The sequence below is a fragment of the Streptomyces luteireticuli genome (genome assembly GCF_041519305.1).
In the GTDB taxonomy this organism is placed as follows: domain Bacteria; phylum Actinomycetota; class Actinomycetes; order Streptomycetales; family Streptomycetaceae; genus Streptomyces; species Streptomyces luteireticuli.
On the sequence record NZ_CP167927.1, the window covers coordinates 5,873,998 to 5,896,383 of the forward strand.

The window sequence follows — 22,386 nt, forward strand, 5'->3', positions numbered from 1 at the left end:
TCTTCGTTGCGGGCGGTGGCCGCGTTGGCGGCAGACTGGACTCGCGCGGATTTCCCGGCGGTGTTCCAGGTCTCGCTCAAGGCGGTGGACAGCTGGTGGGCGAAGTGGCTGACCGGCGGGCGTGAAGCGCTCGTGGCCAGCCGCGTGGCCGCCGGGTCGGCGAATATCAGATCCTCGATGCGGTCGAGCAGCAGGCGATCCGGCAGGCCGGCCACCGCATGGACGGGAACGCCACCATCCGGAATAATGGTTGCCCGAGGATACTAGTCCGCTTGCCGGAGGTCGCCATGACCGAAACCGCGCACGACGCCCCGTCCACCCCCACCTCCCTCGCCTGGCCGCAGGAACGCACCTGCCCCTACGACCCGCCCCCCGCCTACCCCGCCCCGGGCGAGGACGCCCCGCTGAACCGGATGCGGCTCTTCGACGGCCGCGAGGTCTGGTTCGTCACCGGCCACGCCGAGGCCCGCGCCCTGCTCACCGACCCCCGGATCTCGGCCGACCGGCAGCGCGCGGACTTCCCCGTCCTGATGCCGCGCAACCGGGACCAGCGCACGATCCAGCTGCCGCTGCTCGGCACGGACGACCCCCGGCACAACGAGCAGCGCAGGATGCTCATCCCGGGCTTCGGGCTCAAAAAGATCGCCGCCCTGCGCGACGACATCCAGCGGACCGTGGACACACTCCTCGACCGCATGCTTGCCGCCGGGCCGGAGGCCGACCTCGTCGCCGCGTACGCCCTGCCGCTGCCGTCGACGGTCATCAGCGCCCTGCTCGGAGTGCCCTACGCCGACCACGAGTTGTTCGAGCGGTGCTCGCGGACGCTGCTCCTGGCCGGGACCGCGGACGAGACGAACGCCGCCCGCGAGGAGCTCCGGGCGTATCTGCGCGGGCTGCTCGACGCCAAGCGCGGGATCCCGGGCGACGGGCTCCTCGACGGTCTGGTCAACGACCAGCTCGCCGACGGCCGGGTCGACCGCGAGGAACTGGTGATGATGGCGCTGCTGCTGCTCGTCGCCGGTCACGAGACCACGGCCAACATGATCTCGCTGGGGACGTACGCCCTGCTCCAGCGGCCGGACCAACTGGCCGCGCTGCGCGCCGACCCGGAGCTGATGCCCGGCGCGGTCGAGGAGCTGCTGCGCCATCTGTCCATCGCCGACGGGATGATGCGCGTGGCCACCGGGGACGTGGAGGTGGCCGGGGTGACGATCCGGGCGGGGGAGGGCGTGGTGTTCGCCACCCCGTCGATCAACCGCGACCCGGCCGTCTACGCGGACCCCGACGCCCTCGACATCCGCCGCTCCGCACGGCACCATGTGGCCTTCGGCTACGGCGTCCACCAGTGTCTGGGCCAGAACCTGGCCCGCGCCGAGCTGGAAATCGCCTTCTCGTCCCTGTTTGCCCGTATCCCCACGCTGCGGCTGGCCGTTGCCCCGGATGAGGTGCGCGCCAAGCCCGGCGGCACCGTCCAAGGACTGTTCGCCCTCCCGGTCACCTGGTGACCGCGAAACGGAGTACGACCATGCGTGTCAGCATCGATTCGGATCTGTGCATCGGCTCGGGTCAGTGCGCCCTCACCGCACCGGCCGTGTTCGACTCGGACGACGACGGCTTCGGCCTCGTCCGCCCGGGCAGTGAGGACGGCCGGGGGGATCCGATGGTCAAGGAGGCGGTACGGGCCTGTCCGGTGCAGGCGATCGCGTTCGCGGAGGAGTAGCCGGTAAAGAAGAGGGCGGGTGCCGGACGGCACCCGCCCTCATGCCGCCGTCACGCCTGCGGCGGCATGACCTCCTGCGGGTGGGCCGGCGGGAGGATCAACTTGCCGTGCCGCACCGCCGGGTTGACGTCCCTGTGGATCGCCCGGGCCACGGCCTGGATGGTGTCGATGCCGCCCTGCCAGGTGCGGTTGCCGTCGGTGAGGACCGACATCGTGTAGGTGCGGCCGCCGGTGGTGAAGGCGCCGATGCTGTGCACCCGCCACAGGCCGTCCTTGCTGCGCTGCAGCCAGCCGTTCTTGACGTACACCTTGGTGCCCTGGGGGGCACCGGCCGGGGTGCCCCAGCGCTGCGAGGCGATGACCTTGTTCATCAGGTCGAGGGCGTAGGCCCGGGACTTGTCGTTCAGCAGCTTGTTCCGGTTGGTGAACAGGGCGAGCAGCTTCTGCTCGTCGCGGGCCGTGATCTGGGTGGTGCCCCAGGTCTGGTTGGGGACGGTCCGCGTCATCCCCGCGGTCTTCACGAACGTGGTGATCCGCGCGGTGGTGAGCTGGTTGCGCAGCGCCGTGGTGGAGTCGTTGTCCGACTCCGTGATCATCTTCTTGGCGAGGGTCTTCTCCCGGGCCGTCAGCGAGCGCTTGTGCTGCTCCGCGTCCCACAGGAGGGTGCCGAGGACGATCGGCTTGAAGACGCTCGCGGAGTCGAACTGCCGGTCCGCGTCGTAGGTGCAGGTCGTCTTCGTGGCCGGGTCGCTGAAGGCGATGCCGGTCTGCCCCGCCCGGCCGCGCAGCGCGGCCGTGACGTCCTTGGTCAGCTTGTCGGCGAGGCCCTTCTTCGCGGACGTGCAGACCACCTTGGGGCCCGCGGCCGCGGCCGGCTCAGCCATGGCGAGCGGCGCGGCGAGCGCCGCGGCCGCGAGGGCGGCCGTCAGGGCGCGGCGGGATATGGGGTGGTGAGTCATGGGTGGTTCCCCCCTGTGCTGGGTCGTATCGAGTCACCATTGGTGAACTCGAACCCCATGACTCACACAGGAATCGAATGGTTGCACGATGAATGGTTGTGTTCGCCACATCGCCGCCGGTCACACCGGGATGCGGTACCGGTACAGCAAGTACCGGCAGACGTCCGTCACTTGCCGGTCGTCGAGGGCCGCGTCGCAGATCACCGCGGTGGCCAGCAGCCATGGGGGCGTCAGCGCCGGGACGCCCTGGCCCAGCGTCGGCCCGGACCAGACGACGGTGCGTACCCGGTCGTCCCGGCGGAGCTCGTACGGATACCCGTTGGCGTAGGTCTGGAGCCTGCGCTCCGGACCGGCGGTGCACCGGACCGCGTACACCGCCCAGTCGGTGTCCGACTCGGCGCAGCGCGATGTCAGCTGGAAGTCCAGCTGCCAGGCGGGCCCGGGCGTGCGCAGGGATCCGCGCACCCCGGGGGCCGAGTCGAAGAGGGGGAAGCGCTGGGCGACGAAGAAGAGCGTCGCGGCGCCCGTCGTGCCGCGCAGGGCGGGGAAGGCGTAGTGGCCGCCGACGAAGCGCAGTGCCGGGCGGCCGTTGGCGGCCGTGTTGTCGTAGAAGGCCGGATTGCCCACGGCGTCACCGTCGTTGTGGGCGTCGCTGCGGTCGACGAGGCGTGTCACGACGGGGCCGGGCACGATGACGGCGTCCTCCGCGCGGTAGTAGCCGATCAGGCCCGGCAGGGCCCGCACCAGGTCGTCGGAGGCGGACGGGAGCGGTACCGAGACCGGGGGCGGCACCGACCGCGTGCCGATCCTGGCGGAGGCGCCGGGGGCCGCGGTGTTGGCGACGAGAGGCATCGTCCTCGGCGGGACGCCCTCGAAAAGTCCTTGCCACAACGGGCCGTCGACCGCGACCAGGGAGCGCATACGGAGATCGGCATGGCTGTTGAACGACCTCTCGATCCCGCACCAGCCGCCCGCCGCGCGGGCCGAGTCGGGCAGGCCCGCCCCGCGTTCGTTGCTGACCAGCCGGACCGCCACCGTGTGCTCGTCCCCGGACATGCCCCCGAGGCAATCGCGCACGACCAGCTGGGTCGGCCCGCCGATGTCGTCGGCGATGCTGGCCCAGACATAGCTGTCGCGCGGCAGGGATTGCGTGAAGCGCTCGAAATCGATCAACCAGTTGTCGAGCCGGGCCGGGGACTGGAACAGTTTGACCACGGACTCACAGACGTCCGAGTCGGTGCAGGTGACATTCCGGTAGGCGAGATCGGCCCGCAGGGCCTTCAGCGCGGAACGCCCGTAGTAATTGAGCCCCACATTGTCGCCACGACCGTTCTGGAAGAAGGCGTAGATCGAGCAGTCGGTCTGGTGGTCGAACTGGCAGGAACGCAGCTCCACCGGATAGGTCGTGCCCAGGTGGAACGAACTCAGCCCCTGCGCACCGAATTCGACCAGCATGTCGTCCAGGGTGAATCCGTAGACGAGCCCCAGTCCGATCGCCTGGCCGTAGTTCATCGGGAAGGGAGCCAGGGAGAATCCCTTGATGTTCAGCTTCTCGCAGCCGTTGCGCAGCATGTACTGATTGCCGACGGCCGGGATGAAGAAGCCGTGCCCGGAGGCGTTGAAGACGGCGCTCCCCGAGACCTGCCGCGCCTCCCAGAGGATCTGGAGATCGGGCACGCCGGCGGCGCTCTTGTGCACGGGATCCCGCATCGTCAGGGCACCGAAGACATGGTCCTCGACGGTGAGCCACCGCCGGTCGTCGACCGCTCCGTTCGCGTCCTGCTGCGGGTCCCCTTTCTCCAGGACCCGGTAGCGGAGGATGTCGGAGAAACGGAGCGCGCCGAAGGTGAGGTCGACCGGGCCGCCACTGCCGGGGAGCTGCCCGCCGCCGCCCCAGTCGTTCTCGTTCGGACCCACCGCGGCGAGCCTGAACGGCGCGTACCAGTTGGGGACGAACCGGAGCGTACGGCTCGCGTCGGTCCACCCGTCGTTGATCAGGGCGAGATCGGGCGTCACCTGCTCGCGCTTCGTCTCCTCATGGAGGTTGATCCAGGCCGTCACCGTGCGGGCCGCCAGGTCGAGTTGGAAGGAACAGCGCAGTACGGCCCGCGTGGGGTCGAAGGGAATCCGGAGCTCGCGCAGCAGGCCGTCGTCCGTCCGGAACCGGAAGACGACCGAGGGCGGACTGGCCGCCGCGCTGACGAAGGCGTAGAAGGGCGAGGGCTCGAAGAACGCGTCGGACAGGCCGAACAAGGGCTGACCGGCCCAGGGCATCGCGTCGTTCCGCACGATGAAGTCCAGCGTCAACTGCCGGACATCCGACCAGTAATTGCCGGTGGCCGGCCCGAACTGGAACGGCGAGCAGGGAAAGGTCACCGTGGCCTCGGTCGGAGGCTGCCCCGCCACCGGGGAGGGGACGCGGGAACGGCACCCCCACCGCTGGTCGGTGACCGAGCCGTCGAGCATGCCGCTCAGATCGGCCCAGTGGCCGTCGCCCAACGGCCGGTTGCCGACGACGCGCTTCACACCGAAGGTCAGGGGTGCCGTGGCCCCCACGCTTTTCAGCCGGCTCGTCAGCCGGTTCTCGCCGTGAATGCGCACCTTGTCGCGGTCGACGATCACCGAGCGGAGGAATTCGTACGGCAGTGGATCGGCCGGGACGAACACGACCCCGCCGAGATTCTCGTCCAACGCGTCCACCGCCCGCTGGAACGCGTCGGAACAGGTGGCCCGTCCGGCCTCACCCGGAACGGCACCGAATTCGGGATCGCGGACATTGACGAAGACACGGCCCATAGGGGCAGGCTAGCCAGGCGCGCCCGGCCAGGACAGGCTCAAGCGTGAATTCATATCTTCCGAAGAAGTCGGCGAATTCGCCGGAGTTGCACGGGAGTTGCACCGGCGTACCGTCATCCCAGCCGGGACGCCTTGAGCGTCATGTGCAGCAGCAACCGGTCCTCGCCGTTGTCCAGGTCGAGCCCCGTCAGCTGCTCCACCCGGGACAGCCGGTAGTAGAGGGTCTGCCGGTGGATGCCGAGGGCCGCGGCGGCGCGCCCGGCCTGGCCCGCGCAGTCCAGGTACACCTCGGCGGTGCGCCCCAGTTCGGTGTGCGGACGCTCCAGCAGCGGCCGGACCGCGGGGTCCGCCGCCCGGTCCTGCGGCAGCCCGGTCAGCACCCGGTACGGGCCCAGCCCCGACCACTCGGCCAGCGGGCCCAGCCGCCGCTCCGCCGCCGCCGCCCGCGCGGAGGACAGCGCCTCCGCCCAGGCGTCGGTCAGCTCCGCCAGCCCCCGCCGCGGCGTGCCCATCCCGGCCGCGGCCGGCCCGCCGGCCCGCGGTGAGTGCAGCAGCCGGTCCGCGGCCGCCCGCGCCGGGGCCGGTGCCGTCAGCGCCCGCAGCCGCACCAGCGCGGCCAGCGCGGCGCCGCCGTCCGGCAGACAGCCGGGGACCGCGCACAGCGCCGCCACCCCCGAGCGCGCCGCGAACGCCGAACCCGGCTGCTCCCCGGCCCCGTCCCCGTCGTCCGTCCGCCAGGGCGCCACCGCCACCAGGGCCAGCGGCCCGTCCGCGGCCTGCCCCAGGCCCTCCCGCAGCGCGGCCCGCGCCGCGTCCCGGCCGCCCGGCCGGGCGGTCAGCAGGTCCCGCAGCAGCTCGCCCAGTTCGGCCCCCGCGCGGGCCTCGGCGGCCAGCAGGGCGCCGATCCGGGCGGCCGTCTCCATGGCCTGCGCCACCCGGGGGTCCGGCGTCCCCGGCCCCAGCTCCAGGCCCGCCAGATGCTCGTCGTCCAGCAGCCAGACGTAGCCGTGCACCACGCCCCGGTGCCGCACCGGCAGACAGATGCGGCCCTTGAACACCCCCGCCGCCGGATCCGGCGGAATGCGCAGCGGCGCCACCGCCCGCGCGATCCCGAACGCCTCGAACCAGGCCCGCACCGCCGCCGTCGACCGACGCTGCAGGATCGACCGCGTCCGCACCGGGTCCATCGTCAGCTCCACGTCGTCGCCCCCGTGGGCCCCGAACGCGATCAGGCCGAAATCCCGGTCCTCCAGCGTCGCGGGCACACCGAAGACCGCCGAGATCTCGTCCACGAGCTGCTGGTATTCGCCCCGCATGACATCCCCCGTCCACTTCGTACGTCCCCGTCACCGTGGCCACCATTGTCATACATCTGTCTGAGATCCTGGCCACGGATGCGTGACAGCTGTCGCTGGTTGCGCGTCGACGCGATCTCTAGGTTTCACGATGAATTACGTATGCCGTCTCCCGTCGTGGAACCGGCCGTTCATCGTGGAGGTGCCCCGTGCTGGGTCCCGTGCTGCTCGCCGCGTCACGCAGCGACGCCATCCGCCGTATCGTGTCGGCCGCTCTGGTCACCCGTCCGGTGGTTGACCGTTTTATTGCCGGTGAGGTCCTGGAGGAATCCATGGCCGCGGTGCGGAACCTCGACCAGCAGGGCCTGGAGATCACCCTCGACCACCTCGGCGAGGACATCACCGACCGCTCCGAGGCGCTGCGCACCCGCGACGCCTACCTGGCGCTGGCCAAGGCGCTGAAGACCGAGGGCCTGGGCGTGCGCGCCGAGATGTCCGTGAAGCTGTCCGCCTTCGGACAGGCGCTGCCCGGCGGCCACGACATAGCCCTCGCCAACGTCACCCCGGTCGTCGAGGCCGCCGCCGAGGCCGGCACCACCGTGACGCTGGACATGGAGGACCACACCACCATCGACTCCACGCTCGCCATCCTCGCGGAGCTGCGCAGGCGCTTCCCGCAGACCGGCGCGGTGGTCCAGTCGTACCTCTTCCGCACCGAGGACGACTGCCGCGCCCTGGCCGGCGAGGGGTCCCGGGTCCGCCTGGTCAAGGGCGCCTACAAGGAGCCCGCCTCCGTCGCCTACCAGGACAAGCGCGAGGTGGACCTGGCGTATGTGCGCTGCATGAAGATCCTCATGGCGGGCAAGGGCTACCCCATGATCGGGTCGCACGACCCGCGCATGGTCGCCATCGCCCAGGAACTCGGCCGGCGCAACGGGCGCACACTGGACGAGTACGAGTTCCAGATGCTGTACGGCATCCGTGAGGCCGAGCAGCAGCGGCTCGTCGCCGAGGGTCACCGCATGCGGGTGTACATCCCGTACGGCACCGACTGGTACGGATACTTCATGCGGCGGCTGGCGGAGCGCCCGGCGAACCTGACCTTCTTCCTGCGCTCGCTCGCCACCCGCGGCTGACGCGCGGCTGAACCCCCGACCCCCCGACACCAAGGAGACATGGCCATGGACGCCGTCACCCAGGTCCCCGCGCCGGTCAACGAGCCGGTCCACAGCTACGCCCCCGGTTCGCCGGAGCGCGCCCGCCTCGAGGCCAAGCTCAAGGAGCTCGCGGGCAACCCGATCGACCTGCCGATGACCATCAACGGCGAGCAGCGGATGGGCGGCGGCGAGTCCTTCGACGTCGTGCAGCCGCACAACCACGCCGCGGTCCTCGGCACCTTCAACAACGCCACGCAGAAGGACGCCCAGGACGCCATCGACGCCGCCCTGGCCGCCGCCCCGGCCTGGCGCGCGATGTCCTTCGACGACCGCGCCGCGATCATCCTGCGCGCCGCCGAGCTGCTCTCCGGCCCCTGGCGCGAGACGCTGGCCGCCTCCACCATGCTCGGCCAGTCGAAGACCGCCCAGCAGGCGGAGATCGACACCCCCTGCGAGCTCGTCGACTTCTGGCGCTTCAACGTGCACTTCGCGCGCCAGATCCTCGCCGAGCAGCCGGTCGCCAACTCCGCCGGCGTGTGGAACCGCAGCGACCACCGCCCGCTGGAGGGCTTCGTCTACGCGATCACGCCGTTCAACTTCACGGCCATCGCCGGCAACCTGCCGACCGCGCCCGCCCTGATGGGCAACGTGGTCGTCTGGAAGCCGTCCCCCACGCAGACCCACTCCGCCGTGCTGCTGATGCGCCTGCTGGAGGAGGCCGGCCTGCCCAAGGGCGTCATCAACCTGGTGACCGGCGACGGCATCGCCGTCTCCGAGGTGGCCCTCGCCCACCCCGAGCTGGCGGGCATCCACTTCACCGGCTCGACCAAGACCTTCCAGTACCTCTGGAAGACGGTCGGCAACAACATCGAGAACTACAAGTCCTACCCGCGCCTCGTCGGCGAGACCGGCGGCAAGGACTTCGTCGTCGCCCACCCGAGCGCCGACCGCGCCATCCTGAAGACCGCGCTGACCCGCGGCTCCTTCGAGTTCCAGGGCCAGAAGTGCTCGGCCTCCTCCCGCGCCTACGTCCCGCGCTCCATCTGGGAGGACGGCTTCAAGGAGGAGTTCGCGGCCGAGGTCGACGGCATCACCATGGGTGACGTCACCGACCTGTCGAACTTCATCGGCGCCGTCATCGACGAGCGCGCCTTCGCCAAGAACAAGGCCGCGATCGACCGTGCCAAGGCCGACCCGTCCTGCACGATCGTCGCGGGCGGCACCTACGACGACTCGGTCGGCTACTTCGTCCGCCCGACCGTCATCGAGTGCACCGACCCGGCCAACGAGGTCTTCACGACCGAGTACTTCGGCCCGATCCTCGCCGTCCACGTCTACGAGGACGAGGACTTCGACGCCATGCTGGAGCAGATGGAGTCCGTCTCGGCCTACGCCCTGACCGGCTCAGTCATCGGCCAGGACCGGGCCGCGGTCGCCGACGCGATGGAGAAGCTCCGCTTCGCCGCGGGCAACTTCTACATCAACGACAAGTCGACCGGCGCCGTCGTCGGCCAGCAGCCCTTCGGCGGCGGCCGCGCCTCGGGTACGAACGACAAGGCCGGTGCCGCGACCAACCTGCTGCGCTGGACCTCGACCCGCTCCATCAAGGAGACGCTCGTTCCGCCGACCGACTACCGCTACCCGCACATGGGCTGACCGGAAAACTCAGCGGTCAGGTGGGCATGGCGAAGTAGCCCCCGGTGGCGTGTGCTGAGAGCGTCGAGTGTTGTCAGGCGGCTGCCGGGGTGAGGGTGACGTCGTGGCCGAGGGCCTTGAGCTGGCGGACGAGGTCTCGGCTTTTGCGGCCCGGGTCGAGGTTGCGGGTGTGGAAGTCGGCGCCGAGGTCTCGGTAACGGGCGGTCGGGTCGTTCATGAGGTGCCAGACGGACACCAGGATGGAGCGGGCGACGGCGACCAGGGCTTTCATGTGGCCACGGTGTTTGGTGATCCTGCGGTAGCGGGCGCCGAGGAAAGTGTCGGTCCGTGCGGCGGAGATCGCTGCTTCGCCGAGGGCGCCGCGGAGCCAGGGGTTGCCCCTGCCGGTGGGGCCGGAGGTGTTCCTGTTTCCGGACTGCAGGGTGCGTGGGGAGAGTTTCGCCCAGGACACGAGATGGCCGGCGGTGGGGAAGACCGACATGTCCAGGCCGATCTCGGCGAGGATGACCTGCGCGGTGCCGGGGCCGACGCCGGGGATCTCGTCGAGGCGCTCGGTGTCGGTGATCGGCATCAGGGTGCCCTGTCCGGGGCCTTCGTCGTCCTCGGTGGTGGACAGTTCGGTCAGACGCAGGGTGATCCGGGCGGTGAGCTTGTCGATCTGCACGGTGAGGTGGTCGACGGTGTCCAGCAGCATCCGGCACATGAATGCGTGGTGCTCTTCGAACCGGCCGGTCAGGGCCTCGGCCAGGGTGCTGTGGCTGGCCTTGATCGTGCCGTGGGCCAGGTCCGCCAGGGCCTTGGGGCTGCGCTCGCCCGCGATCAGTGCCTCCAGCATCGCGCGTCCGGAGACGCCGAAGATGTCGGCGATCACGGTGGACAGCTTGATCTGGGCGTCCTCGAGGAGTTTCTCGGTGCGCTGCTTGTGGCGGGTGCGCTCGTGCGTCATGACCGCCCGGGCCCGGGTCAGATCGCGCAGTTCACGGACCGGCTTCGGGGGCACGAACGAGGGCCGGAGCATGCCGCGTTCGGTGAGCTTGGCCAGCCAGACCGCGTCCAGGCGGTCGGTCTTGGGCCGGCCCGGGACGTTCTTGACGTCACGGGCGTTGACCAGCCAGCACTCCAGACCACGCGACTCCAGCAGGAAGAAGTACGGCTTCCAATAGGTCGACGTCGCCTCCATCACCACCCGGGTGACGCCCTGGCAGATCAGGTGGTCGGCCAGGTCCAGGATCGCGCCGCTGGTCGCGACGGTGTTGAAGACCCGCTGCACGCGCTTGCCGGGCTTGTCCTCATGCGGCACCCGCACACAGACCATGCCCGACGCCTTGGCGATATCGATCGCCGCGACACGGGCCACGAGCTCCTCGGCCTGCTCGATCTCCTCGACGCCACCGCTGTCGTCGGTGTCCGCCATGCGCCACTCCCCGGTATCGATCCGTACGGGCCGACGCCTGCCCAGGGGGCCGCGGGGGGAGCGAGAATCTGACCGGCGTGCTCGATGGCAACAGTGCGTGGCCCCTCTGCGGCCCCGGCACCAGACTGACCTACGGGCTCAACGTCCCAACGAGCTACCGGCATCGGCGGGCAGGCGCCGCAGCCATGTTTTCACGCCGGCAAGGCGCACCCGAAGGGATCAGGGGGACTGACCTGTCCGTGCTGTCGCCCGCCCCTGTCCGGCTCGTGCCGGGCGGGGGCGGCGGTCGTTGCGCGGCGACTGTTCACGCGGCGACTGTTTACGCGGCGACCGCGTAGGCGGGCTCGCCGCGGCGCAGTTCGGCCAGTGTGCCGTTGCGCGCCGCGTCCAGAGCGGCCCTGACGCGGCGGGCCTGGTGCGGCGTACAGCGGTCGCCGAGCTCGTCGGCGGCCACCCACGCGTAGCCGGTCGGCTCCGGCTCCCCGGGGAGCCTCACCGTGACCTCGCCGTCGAGGGGGACGACGGCGTAGACGAAGGTGATGCCGGACTCCTGCGCCCAGTCCGTCACGAGCAGGCGGGCGGGGCGGACGGCGAGGCCCGTCTCCTGCCCGACGGTTCTGGTCATCGCCTCCCAGACGGGCTCGTTCGCGGCCGTCGGCCCGCCCGGCAGACGGAAGTTGGTGCCGGGGGTGCCCGGGTACGCGGGCGAGACCATCAGTACTTCCCGCTCGCGGGCGGGGGAGCGGCGGCAGATCAGGGCCCGGGCGGTCACGCGCGGACGCGGCGGCGCGGACTGCGTCAACGTCCGCCCGTGGGCGAGGAGTTCCCTGCTGATCAGGGCCAGGCTCCGGCCGTATGTGAACGCCGACTCCAGCCCGATCCCGGGGCCCGCGCACCTGGCCCGGTACGTGGCCTCGTCGGCCGCCCGCTCGGCGGCGACCCGGAGAGGGTCGTCCACCGCCAGCGACTGCCGTGCGGTGACCTTGGTCCAGGGCGCCCGTTCGCCGATGAAGCGGCGCAGTGCCGCGGTCGCCGACTCCAGGGTCCCGGCCGGGGGCGGCGCGGTCGCGGCCAGGATCAGGTCGGTGACCCTCTCGATCTCCGCCTCGGCGTCGGGGCCGGGGGCCGGGTGGCTCCCTCCGCTGGGCATGGCTGTACCGGGCCAGACGGGCATGGCGCTGATCTCCTCGGAGCGGTGAGGGGCGGGTCGTGGTCACCGGAACCGCTGCAGGTTGGCGTGAAGCTTCCACTCGTTCCACTCGCGGACGTGTGTGATGCGGTGGGGCGGGCATCACCCAGGGGATTCGAACGCGGTGTCGGGTGGCCGGAGTTGTGCGTCCCGGTTCCGGACTCCAGTATCGGTCCGGACCCCTATGCTCGGCCCCAACACGGGCTTGAGTGATCCACTGAGTCAACTGGGGAATACAACTATGGCTGGTCCCGGGCCGCTTGATCCGTACGAGGTGCGTGTGGCCGCGCTCGGTGCGGCCATCCGTGACGAGCGGATCGCGAAGCGGATGACCCAGGCGGAGCTCGGCAAGGCGGTTGCCCTGTCGAACACGGCGATCGCCCATTTCGAGTCGGGTGCGCATGTTCCCCGTCGGGATGTCGCGCGTCGCATCGACGATGCGCTGGAGGTGCATGGCCGTATCTGGAGGCTGCGCGACGAGCTCGACGACAATCCCGATGCGAAGTGGATTCAGAGGGTCTCCAGGTACGAATCGCGGGCCGTCAGGATCCGTCATGCTGACGGTGTAGTCCCTGCCCTCCTCCAGAATCCCGAGTACGAACGGGCGATCATCGAGAAGAACATCCCGTTCTTCGGCGGGAAAGTCGAGGACAAACTCAAGTATCGAGCCCGCAGGCACGAGATTCTGAAGCGCTCCCACCCTCCTCTGTTCTCCACGGTGCTGACCGAAGCTGCCCTCTATGCGGTGATCGGCAGCGGTTCGGTCATGCGAGGCCAGCTCCTGGACCTGATCGCCGCGTCGCAGGAGCCGGGGATCGAGGTGAGAATCGCGCCGTTCGAGGGCAATGCCGATCTCCTCCAGATCGTCGGAAGCTTCTCGATCATGGATCTTCCCGCAGGAGGAGCGGTCGTGTACGCGTCGTCCGGTGTCCGAGGGCTCCTCGTCACCAAGCCGGAGGCTGTGGACGGATATATCGGCATCTATGATCAGCTCCGAGCGAGGGCGCTCGACGTCGAAGCATCAAGGGTATTGATTCGTAAGGTAGTTAGGGAGACTTACCGTGCGCACGGTTACGCTTGACCTGTCCATAGCTGCCTGGCGTAAGAGCTCGTACAGCCAGAACAGCGGCGGCTGCGTCGAAATCGCGGAGCGGTTTCCCGGCGTCGTGCCCATACGCGATTCGAAGTCCCCCGCCCATGCCCCGATCATCGTTTCCCGCCGCGCCTGGGCCGCGTTCGTGAACATGCTGCGCACCGACCCCTCGGCCTGAGCCGGGTGTTTCGATTTAGGTGAAACGTTACTTCCTCTCTCGCTGCCGCCGTGGCTATTGCCGCATGCCATGAACCAGAGGAATACTCATGTCAGTTGGGGAGTGCCGGAGAGATCTCGTGCGGTCGCGGAGCGGCTATGTTGATGGATATTGCACAAGAGCTGGCGCCTTATCTGACCGGCCTCGCGGGGGCGCTCGGCACCGCGGTGATGACACAGGCCACGGAGCGCTTCTCCGAGGTCGCCGTCGCGGAAGGCGAAGGCTTCTTCCGGCGCCTGGTCCGCGAACACGGGCGCGGCCGCGAGCGGACGCCCACGCTCGACGGCCCGACTGCGGACCGGCTGGACGGCCTCCTGCGCGAACTCGGCGCGGAGGACCGGAACCGGCTGGCCGAGGCCCTCACCGCCTGGCTGCGGGAAGAGCCCGGGCGGCTCGACGAGGGACACCTGATGGCGCACGTCCGGAAGGCCGTTGAGGGACCCACCGTCATCCACCACAACGCCACCACTCACGGATCCCACTCCATCGCGGCGACCCAGGTGCACACCATCTACATGGGAGACGACAAGCGTCCTCAGGGCCGACCATGATGGCCCCGGAGCCTGGTCACAACGTCGAGACGCGCGGCCCCCATTCAGTGGCGGGCGGTCATATCGGCCAGATCTTCATGAATCCGGGAGGCCGGGGTCGACTGCCCCCGCCGCTCGTCCTCGCCATCCTGGCTCTCCTGCTGGTCCTCGGGGCCTTCGGCTGGTGCCTGTGGAGACGGCCGAGCGGGGACTGGGGCCCGTACGTGGGATTCCTGGTGTTCGCCGGGCTGGCCCTGCTGACCGCGATCGGCGCGACCGCCGGGAGCGTCCCGGCGGAGGGCGGCGCCGGACCGCTCGGGGCGAAACCTGCGGTGTGGCTCGCGCTCGGGTCCGTCGTGCTCACCGTGGGGAGCATGCTCACCTTCCGCTACGCCCTCGACCACCGGGACATCCCCGTCGGTGCCGTGATCGAGGGGAAACAGCCGCTGGTCATCGGAGAGAACACGGTGCTCCTCCTGGTGGTGCCCCAACGGCCGCCCGACGACCGCCGGGAAGGGCTGCGTCTCTCCTTCGACCTGAGCGAGGACGATGCGTCGGAGCCGGCCTGTGCGTACAAGTCCCGGGTGCTCGTGACCGCGATGACGTCGGGGGTCGAACCCCGTGAGGCGGCGGGTCTGCCCGCGAAGGCCCGCACGGACTTCCACGTCGGGACGGAATGGGACGGCGGGCTGCGGTTCCGCTACGAGCTGCGGGAGGCGGCGGCGGGTTGCCGCATGCGGCTCCAGAAGGTCTCCGGGACTCTTCACGACTGAGGGTGGCGATGGTGTTTTCGACAGCGCCGCAGGGGGCGCGCGTGGCCGGGGCGGCGCTGGCCGTCTGTCTGGTGGCGTGGATGGCAGGCTGCGGGGACGGGACGCCGGGGCTGTGGGACGGCAAGGAGATCAGGGTTGCCGTCAAGAACGACCAGCCGGGTACGTCCTTCTCGCCGCACGCGGGCGAGTACGTGGGTTTCGATTACATGGTCGCCCGGGAACTGCTCGAGACGGACAGCACGAAGCTCTTCCCCATTGCGGTCCTGTCGAAGAACCGCGCGTCGGTGCTGAAGAGTGGCGAGGCGGACATCGTGGCGGCGACGTACTCCATCACGCCGGAACGGATGCTGCCCGAGGGGGAGGGCGGCGAGGGGCTGGACTTCGTCGGGCCGTATGCGTCCACGCGGCAGGGCGTGCTGGTCCGGGCGGACGACAAACGTATACGGACCGAGAGTGACCTCGACGGCAAGGTGGTCTGCGTCTGGAACGGCACGACTTCGATGGCGGCCTTGCGGGAGCCGGCGTACGAAAAGGTGCACCTGAGGGTGGAGGAGGACGCGGGGTACTGCGCCCAGGATCTGTTGAGGAAGGAGGTGGACGCGATGTCCACGGACCGTCTGATCCTCTACGGTTTCGCGTCGTACAACCATCGGCTCAAGGTCGTCCCGGGCATCGTGATCGGCGCGGCGAACGAGTACGGGCTGGCCATGCGGAAGGGGCGGCGCGAGGAGTGCCGGCGCCTCCAGGAGGCGCTGAAGCGGTACGTGCGGGGCAATCTGTGGCGGCGGGACCTGCAGAGCAACATCTCCGCGCTGCCGCAGGCCGAGATCGAGGAGGGCATGCCGTCCGAGTCGGAGATCGACGCCCTGTCCTGCCGGGACAAGCCGGCCGGCGGCTACGCCGCGGGGCCTCCCGGATAGATCGCCGTCTCAGATAGTAGGAAGTCCGAGTAATCGAGCAGACATCGCGCCCGCCCTCGCTTAGCGTGGAAGCAGCCGATCGTTCCGCTCCATCGAGCGACCCGCGGTCGCGGCCCCGTGTGCGAGAGCAGGTGACCCCTGCGGCACCCGGGCCCCCGCCCTTTCACCGGCTGTCACAGCTCACACCTCATCGCACGAGGAGTCGTGAACCATGGCCGACACCGCTGTCCGCAGGACCCGCCGTACCGCCCGCGCCGCCGAGCGCGACACCGAACGGGCGCAGGCCGCCGCCGCCCTCCAGCGCGCGCTGGACCGCAGGGACAACGGCGGCGCGACGGGACACTAGCGCCCGGGCCGGACCACGTCGAAGTGGTCGATCCGCTCGCCGCTCTCCGCCAGGGCCGTCACCCGCAGCCGCGGGTGGCGGCCCGGCTCGCACTCGACCGCGAGGAAGGAGTAGCCGGTGTAGCGCACCCGCGACCACTCCACGTTCTCGCGGTGCTTGCCCCGGCCCTTCTCCCAGTGGTAACTGGGCACGCTCTCCTGGTCCTTGACGTGGCCCTCGTAGCTGTCGGGGGCGGGGAAGTCGTAGAGGGACTTCCCCGCGCCGCCCGCCGTGACGTAGACGATCCCGTCCCGGGAGGAGTCCGCCGTCCCGCCGATGGGGACCTTCCGGGCCACCTGTCCGCGCCGGATGGCGTCCGTCCGCTCGTAGACGTGGTTGTGGCCGTTGATGACCAGGTCGACCTGGTGCTTCTCGAAGAGCGGGAGCCAGGTGTCGCGGACGCCGCCGTCCGAGGCGTGGCTGTTGGTCGTCGAGTAGGCGCAGTGGTGGAAGAAGACGACGATGAAGTCGATCTCGCGGCGGGCGCGCAGCTCGCGCAGGCGCCGGTCCAGCCAGGCGGTCTGACGGCCGCCGGTGTAGCCGGTGTTGGCGGTGATCTCGTAGGAGACGTCGTTGGCGTCGAGGGCGACGACGCCGACGTTTCCGTAGACGAAGGAGTAGACGCCGGGGGCGTGGCGGGGGTCGTGGCCGTTGGCGGGGAGGGCCCAGCGGGCGCTCTGGCCGCCGTAGCCGTTGGGGGAGTACCAGGCCTCCATGTCGTGGTTGCCCGTCGTGACCATCCACGGCACCGACTTGGCGACGGACTCGGTCTGGGCGAGGAACTGGTCCCAGACCCGGGCGTCGTAGACGTCGTCCGGCTTGCCCGCGCCGCTGTCGTCGGCGTAGCAGATGTCGCCCGCGTGCAGGTGGAACGCCGGGTTCTGGCCGAGGATCACCTGGTCGTTGGCGAGGGCGTGGTAGCTGACGCCCTGGTCGCCGAAGGCGGTGAAGGTGAACTTCCCGGGCCGGGCCGGGGCGGTCCGGAAGGTCCCTATGGTGCCCATGTTGTGGGCCTCGGCGGGGTCGAAGCCGGTGTGGCCGACGCCGTAGTAGTACGTGGTGCCCGGGCGGAGACCGTCCAGGGCCGCGTGCAGGTAGTACTGGTCCACCGAGGGCAGCTTCTTGGACAGGGCCGGGGTGTGCAGGTGCCGCACCTCGGCGTCGATTCTGCGGCCCAGGTCCCAGGGCTTGAGGCCCACGCGGACGAAGGGCTTGCGGACGGCGAAGGGGACCTGCCAGGAGATCCGCATCTGGGTCTGCGGGTCCGCGCCGAAGGCCAGGTGGCGGCCGAAGGGGGCGACGAGCGCGCCGCTGACGCGGGTGGTGGCCGGCGAGGTGATCAGGGTCGGGGAGAGCGGCGCGGCGTACGCGGCGGTGCCCGGGCCGCCGCCGAGCAGCCCCGCGCCCGCGACCGCCCCCGCGCCGGCCGCTCCGGCGCGCAGCATGCCGCGGCGGGTGAGTTTCGTCCTGAGGTACTCGTGCTGCTCCGGCATGGTCATGCGCTCGGCGAGGCGTTCGGGGATGCCTACCCGTGGTGTGTCCATGCCGCGAAACGTGCCAGGAATCGGCGACATCGTCACGTACTTCGGGTGAACTCAGCCCGACAGGCTCGCAATGTGTCCGTATGGTGGACTGAGTGTGTCATCCAGCGGGACGGCGGAGTACGGTCCCGTCATGTCGAGCAGCACGCGCAGCATGCGCCTCGCAGTGATCCCCGGTGACGGCATCGGCCCCGAAGTGGTGGCCCAGGGCCTCCGGGTCCTCACGGCGGTCCTCCCCGCCGACGTCAAGCTGGAGACCCGGGAGTACGACCTCGGAGCCCGGCGCTGGCACGCCACCGGCGAAACCCTCCCGGACGCGGAGCTGGAGTCGCTCAAGGACCACGACGCGATCCTCCTCGGCGCGGTCGGCGACCCCTCCGTCCCCTCGGGCGTGCTGGAGCGCGGGCTGCTGCTCAAGCTGCGCTTCGCCTTCGACCACTATGTGAACCTGCGCCCGTCGCGGCTCTTCCCGGGGGTGGCCGGGCCGCTCGCCGGCGCTCCGGAGATCGACTTCGTGGTCGTCCGCGAGGGCACCGAGGGCCCGTACACCGGCAACGGCGGCTCGCTGCGCACCGGGACGCCCGCCGAGGTCGCCACCGAGGTCAGCGTCAACACCGCCTACGGCGTGGAGCGCGTGGTGCGCGACGCATACGCACGGGCCCAGGCGCGGCCGCGCAGGCACCTCACCCTCGTGCACAAGAACAACGTCCTGGTGCACGCCGGGAAGCTGTGGAAGGACACCTTCGACCGCATCGGCCGGGAGTTCCCCGAGGTCACCACCGACTATCTGCATGTGGACGCGGCGACGATCTTCATGGTCACCCGGCCCGGGCGGTTTGACGTGATCGTCACCGACAACCTCTTCGGCGACATCCTCACCGACCTCGCCGCGGCCGTCACCGGCGGCATCGGGCTCGCCGCCTCCGGCAACATCAACCCCGACGGCGCGTTCCCGTCCATGTTCGAGCCCGTCCACGGCTCCGCGCCGGACATCGCCGGGACCGGGACGGCCGACCCCACGGCCACGGTCCTCTCGGTGGCCCTGCTGCTGCGCCACCTCGGGTACGAGGCGGAGGCGGTACGCGTCGAGACCGCCGTCGCCGAGGACCTGGCGGCGCGGGACGGCTCCGCCGCCGCCCGGACGACCGCCCGGACGACCGAGGAGACCGGGGCGGCGCTCGTCGCCCGGGTGACCGCCGCCGCAGCGGGCTGACCGGGCCGTTCCGCCTCCGCGCGCGGCCCGGTCCTCCCCCCGACCGCCGGACCGCGCGCATCTTCGGCGTTCGCAGGCGTTTCGTTAACACCCCTGTCCGAGCGATAATCGGACACGGGGCCGCGAAAACGATGCGAAAGAAGTGGGCATGAGCGCGGTCCGCAGCACCCTCAAGTGAAGGACACGCATCCATGACCACGCTCACGATCGAGCTCAAGCCCTCCTCGCAGCCGCTGCCCGACGCCGAGCGCGAGCGCATCCTGGCGAACCCCGGTTTCGGCCGCCACTTCACCGACCACATGGTCACCATCAAGTGGTCCGAGGGCGTGGGCTGGCACGAGGCGCAGCTCGTCCCCTACGCGCCGCTCTCCCTCGACCCGGCGAACATGACGCTGCACTACGCGCAGGCCATCTTCGAGGGCCTCAAGGCGTACAAGCGGGCCGACGGCACCGTCGCCACCTTCCGGCCCCGGGCGAACGCCGAGCGCTTCCAGGCGTCCGCGCGGCGGCTGGCGATGCCGGAACTGCCCGTCGAGACCTTCATCGACGCCTGCGACGCGCTGGTGCGGCAGGACCGCGCCTGGGTCCCGTCCTCCGGCGAAGCCTCCCTGTACCTGCGCCCCTTCATGATCGCGACCGAGGTCGGGCTGGGCGTCCGCCCGTCGAACGAGTACCTCTTCGTCGTCATCGCCTCGCCCGCCGGCGCGTACTTCTCCGGTGGCGTCAAGCCGGTGTCGGTCTGGCTGTCCGAGGAGTACGTGCGCGCCGCCCCTGGCGGTACGGGTGCCGCCAAGTGCGCCGGGAACTACGCCGCTTCGCTGGTCGCGCAGGCGCAGGCGGCGGAGAAGGGCTGCGACCAGGTGGTCTGGCTCGACGCGGTCGAGCGGCGCTGGATCGAGGAAATGGGCGGCATGAACCTGTACTTCGTGTACGGGGACAAGATTGTCACGCCCGAGCTGACGGGGTCGCTGCTGCCGGGGATCACGCGGGCGTCGCTCCTGAAGATCGCGGAGGACCTCGGGTACGAGGTCGCCGAGGGGCGGATCTCGGTCGAGGACTGGAAGAACGGGAACGCGGACGGGTCGCTGACGGAGGTGTTCGCGTGCGGGACGGCTGCGGTCATCACGCCGGTGGGGTCGGTGAAGTCGACGCGGGCGGACTGGACTGTGGGGGATGGGCGGCCCGGTGAGGTGACGATGCGGTTGCGGAAGGCGCTGCTGGACATTCAGACGGGTGAGGTGGAGGACGCGCACGGCTGGATGCACCAGTTGGGGTGAGGGGTTTTTGCCCCGGTCCCGCCCTTTCACCGTTTCTTCCGGGGCAAGCCCCGGGGCCCCGGCGGGGGCTTCGCCCCCTGCACCCCTGACCGGGGCTTCGCCCCTGGCCCCCGTTTGTCGCGGCTCCGCCGCTCGTCCTCAAGCGCCGGACGGGCTGGATTCCGCGCCCGGGCCGCAATCCAAAGCCCGGGCGCGCACTTCAGCCCGTCCGGCGTTTGAGGACTCCGCCCGGAGGGCGGATGGGGTCCGGGGTCTCCCCGGAAAGAAACGGTGAAAGGGCGGGGCAGGGGCAAACATCCAGCCCGCCCACCCGCGCTGAGCGCGGGCCCCCGCGCGGCAGCGCGCCGGCGGGGTCCCGCAGGGGCGCAGCCCCTGCGGAAGAGGGTTGGGGCGGGCCAGGGGCTCAATCCCCCTGCGGCTCAACCCCCGCCCGCCACAACCCATACGCATACGCATCGTCCAACGCCTGCCAGGACGCCGCGATGACATTCTCGGCGACGCCGACCGTCGACCATTCCCCCCGCTCGTCGCTCGTCGAGACGAGCACCCGCGTGATCGATCCCGTGCCCAGACTCCCCTCCAGGATGCGGACCTTGTAGTCCGTCAGCTCCAGAGCGGCGAGTTCGGGATAGATGCGCTCCAGGGCCACCCGCAACGCCCGGTCGAGCGCGTTGACCGGACCGTTCCCCTCCGCCGTGGCGACGATCCGTTCGCCCTTCGCCCAGAGCTTCACCGTCGCCTCGTTGGCGTGCGTCCCGTCGGGGCGGTCCTCGACGATCGCGCGCCAGGACTCGACGCGGTAGTAGCGCAGGGCCCGGCCCGTCACCTCGGCGCGGAGGAGGAGTTCGAAGGACGCGTCGGCCGCCTCGTACGTATAGCCCTGCGCCTCGCGCTCCTTGACGCGCTCCACGACCCGGCCGACGAGCTCGCGGTCGCCGCCCAGGTCGATGCCGAGCTCTTTGCCCTTGAGCTCGACGGAGGCCCGGCCGGCCATGTCGGAGACCAGCATCCGCATGGTGTTGCCGACCCGTTCGGGGTCGATGTGCTGGTACAGGTCCGGATCCACCTTGATCGCGGAGGCGTGCAGCCCGGCCTTGTGGGCGAAGGCCGAGACGCCCACGTACGGCTGGTGCGTGGACGGCGTGAGGTTGACGACCTCGGCGATGGCGTGCGAGACCCGGGTCATCTCGGCGAGCTTGCCGGGCGGCAGCACGCGCCGGTCGTGCTTGAGCTCCAGCGCGGCCACGACGGGGAACAGATTGGCGTTGCCGACGCGTTCGCCGTAGCCGTTGGCCGTGCACTGGACGTGGGTGGCCCCGGCGTCCACGGCGGCCAGGGTGTTGGCCACGGCGCACCCGGTGTCGTCCTGGGCGTGGATGCCCAGCCGCGCGCCGGTGGCCGCGAGCACCTCGCCCACGACGGCGCCCACTTGGGGCGGCAGCATGCCGCCGTTGGTGTCGCAGAGGACGACGACGTCGGCGCCGGCTTCGTGGGCGGTCCGCACGACCTCCGTCGCGTAGGCGGGATTCGCGCGGTAGCCGTCGAAGAAGTGCTCGCAGTCGACGAAGACCCGGCGGCCGTGCGCACGGAGGTGGGCGACCGTGTCGCGGATCATGGCGAGGTTCTCGTCCAGCGTGGTGCGCAGGGCGAGTTCGACGTGCCGGTCGTGGGACTTGGCGACCAGGGTGACGACCGGGGCGCCGGAGTCGAGCAGCGCGGCCACCTGGGGGTCGTCCTCGGCCCGGGTGCCCGCCCGGCGGGTGGCGCCGAAGGCGACCAGCCGCGCGTGCCGGAACGGGATCTCCTCCGCGGCCCGCCGGAAGAACTCCGTGTCCCGGGGGTTGGCGCCGGGCCAGCCGCCCTCGATGAAGCCCACCCCGAAGTCGTCCAGGTGCCGGGCGATGGTCAGCTTGTCCGCGACGGTGAGGTTGATGCCCTCGCGCTGGGCGCCGTCGCGCAGCGTGGTGTCGAAGACATGGAAGCCGTCGTCCGGGCGTTGTTCCGGGTGTGCGTCCGTCATGCTGGTCTGACTCCTGTCGGGATCTCGGTCTCCTTCAATGACCGGTTCCACCGCCCTCCATGGTCCCTCGCGCTCCGTCCCCGGTGCTGGTGGTCCGGGAAACGAAAAGACCCCTCGCGGGTGCGAAGGGTCTGCGCGCGGGTCTGGGGCGACGGTGGCCGCGCCGTACGGGGGTTGCGTACGGGCGGTCACTGCGGACCGGCGCGCCTGCTGCCAATAATCGTGATCAGC

The 22,386-nt window shown here is 70.5% G+C and carries 19 protein-coding genes; 12 read left to right on the forward strand and 7 right to left on the reverse strand.

Translation table 11 applies throughout. From position 1 onward, the window contains the following. The first annotated feature begins 287 nt into the window (after window positions 1-287). Entirely contained in the window at window positions 288-1,505 is a 1,218-nt protein-coding gene (locus tag AB8735_RS26505) for a cytochrome P450 (protein ID WP_344026195.1), read from the forward strand. A gap of 20 nt (window positions 1,506-1,525) precedes the next feature. Then, window positions 1,526-1,720 carry a ferredoxin gene (locus tag AB8735_RS26510; protein WP_199891152.1) on the forward strand — a complete coding sequence of 65 codons (195 nt, stop codon included), beginning with the start codon at window positions 1,526-1,528 and terminating at the stop codon, window positions 1,718-1,720. A gap of 50 nt (window positions 1,721-1,770) precedes the next feature. Here AB8735_RS26510 and AB8735_RS26515 read toward each other — a convergent pair whose 3' ends face one another. From AB8735_RS26515 to AB8735_RS26525, 3 genes are all read right to left on the reverse strand, one after another. Then, window positions 1,771-2,679 (reverse strand): serine hydrolase, encoded by a 909-nt coding sequence (locus AB8735_RS26515; RefSeq protein ID WP_372409840.1) that lies wholly within the window; start codon window positions 2,677-2,679, stop codon window positions 1,771-1,773. Window positions 2,680-2,799: 120 nt separating this feature from the next. Then, window positions 2,800-5,475, reverse strand: coding sequence for a hypothetical protein (locus tag AB8735_RS26520; RefSeq protein ID WP_372409841.1), 2,676 nt, complete (start codon window positions 5,473-5,475; stop codon window positions 2,800-2,802). Window positions 5,476-5,588: 113 nt separating this feature from the next. Then, window positions 5,589-6,791, reverse strand: coding sequence for a PucR family transcriptional regulator (locus AB8735_RS26525; protein WP_372409842.1), 1,203 nt, complete (start codon window positions 6,789-6,791; stop codon window positions 5,589-5,591). A gap of 188 nt (window positions 6,792-6,979) precedes the next feature. On the opposite strand from AB8735_RS26525, the gene AB8735_RS26530 reads away from it, so the two are divergent. Together AB8735_RS26530 and pruA are read left to right on the forward strand one after the other, a co-directional pair. Then, on the forward strand, window positions 6,980-7,906 hold the full coding sequence (locus AB8735_RS26530) for a proline dehydrogenase family protein (RefSeq protein WP_372409844.1): 927 nt from the start codon (window positions 6,980-6,982) through the stop codon (window positions 7,904-7,906). Between the two features lie 45 nt (window positions 7,907-7,951). Continuing rightward, entirely contained in the window at window positions 7,952-9,583 is a 1,632-nt protein-coding gene (pruA, locus tag AB8735_RS26535; RefSeq protein ID WP_344031821.1) for an L-glutamate gamma-semialdehyde dehydrogenase, read from the forward strand. A gap of 73 nt (window positions 9,584-9,656) precedes the next feature. On the opposite strand, the gene AB8735_RS26540 is transcribed toward pruA, so the two are convergent. Next, complete coding sequence (locus tag AB8735_RS26540; protein ID WP_372406596.1) at window positions 9,657-10,997, reverse strand: IS110 family transposase; 1,341 nt, start codon at window positions 10,995-10,997, stop codon at window positions 9,657-9,659. 319 nt (window positions 10,998-11,316) lie between these two features. Beyond that, window positions 11,317-12,171: a DUF6415 family natural product biosynthesis protein gene (locus AB8735_RS26545; RefSeq protein WP_372409846.1), complete on the reverse strand. Its 855-nt coding sequence runs from the start codon at window positions 12,169-12,171 to the stop codon at window positions 11,317-11,319. A gap of 256 nt (window positions 12,172-12,427) precedes the next feature. Here AB8735_RS26545 and AB8735_RS26550 point away from each other — a divergent pair, with 256 nt between their 5' ends. From AB8735_RS26550 to AB8735_RS26575, 6 genes are all read left to right on the forward strand, one after another. Beyond that, the gene (locus AB8735_RS26550; protein ID WP_372409848.1) at window positions 12,428-13,267 is read left to right on the forward strand and encodes a Scr1 family TA system antitoxin-like transcriptional regulator; all 840 of its coding nucleotides are present in this window, start codon (window positions 12,428-12,430) and stop codon (window positions 13,265-13,267) included. Then, the gene (locus AB8735_RS26555) at window positions 13,248-13,457 is read left to right on the forward strand and encodes a DUF397 domain-containing protein (protein WP_372409851.1); all 210 of its coding nucleotides are present in this window, start codon (window positions 13,248-13,250) and stop codon (window positions 13,455-13,457) included. Before AB8735_RS26550 ends, AB8735_RS26555 begins: the two co-directional genes overlap by 20 nt. Window positions 13,458-13,600: 143 nt before the next feature. Further along, window positions 13,601-14,047 (forward strand): hypothetical protein, encoded by a 447-nt coding sequence (locus AB8735_RS26560; protein WP_372409852.1) that lies wholly within the window; start codon window positions 13,601-13,603, stop codon window positions 14,045-14,047. Further along, entirely contained in the window at window positions 14,044-14,799 is a 756-nt protein-coding gene (locus AB8735_RS26565) for a hypothetical protein (RefSeq protein WP_372409854.1), read from the forward strand. Before AB8735_RS26560 ends, AB8735_RS26565 begins: the two co-directional genes overlap by 4 nt. Window positions 14,800-14,807: 8 nt before the next feature. Continuing rightward, window positions 14,808-15,719: a transporter substrate-binding domain-containing protein gene (locus AB8735_RS26570; protein WP_372409855.1), complete on the forward strand. Its 912-nt coding sequence runs from the start codon at window positions 14,808-14,810 to the stop codon at window positions 15,717-15,719. A 211-nt stretch (window positions 15,720-15,930) separates the two neighbouring features. After that, a complete protein-coding gene (locus AB8735_RS26575; RefSeq protein ID WP_344031806.1) occupies window positions 15,931-16,065 on the forward strand; it encodes a hypothetical protein in 135 nt (44 codons plus the stop codon). Here the strand turns inward: AB8735_RS26575 and AB8735_RS26580 are convergent. Beyond that, a complete protein-coding gene (locus AB8735_RS26580) occupies window positions 16,062-17,648 on the reverse strand; it encodes a purple acid phosphatase family protein (protein ID WP_372409857.1) in 1,587 nt (528 codons plus the stop codon). The genes AB8735_RS26575 and AB8735_RS26580 overlap by 4 nt on opposite strands. A 130-nt stretch (window positions 17,649-17,778) precedes the next feature. Here AB8735_RS26580 and AB8735_RS26585 point away from each other — a divergent pair, with 130 nt between their 5' ends. Further along, the gene (locus tag AB8735_RS26585) at window positions 17,779-18,858 is read left to right on the forward strand and encodes a 3-isopropylmalate dehydrogenase (protein WP_372409859.1); all 1,080 of its coding nucleotides are present in this window, start codon (window positions 17,779-17,781) and stop codon (window positions 18,856-18,858) included. Between the two features lie 191 nt (window positions 18,859-19,049). Next, a complete protein-coding gene (locus tag AB8735_RS26590; protein ID WP_372409861.1) occupies window positions 19,050-20,135 on the forward strand; it encodes a branched-chain amino acid aminotransferase in 1,086 nt (361 codons plus the stop codon). 403 nt (window positions 20,136-20,538) lie between these two features. On the opposite strand, the gene cimA is transcribed toward AB8735_RS26590, so the two are convergent. Then, complete coding sequence (gene cimA, locus AB8735_RS26595; protein ID WP_344031798.1) at window positions 20,539-22,155, reverse strand: citramalate synthase; 1,617 nt, start codon at window positions 22,153-22,155, stop codon at window positions 20,539-20,541. Between the last annotated feature and the right edge of the window lie 231 nt (window positions 22,156-22,386).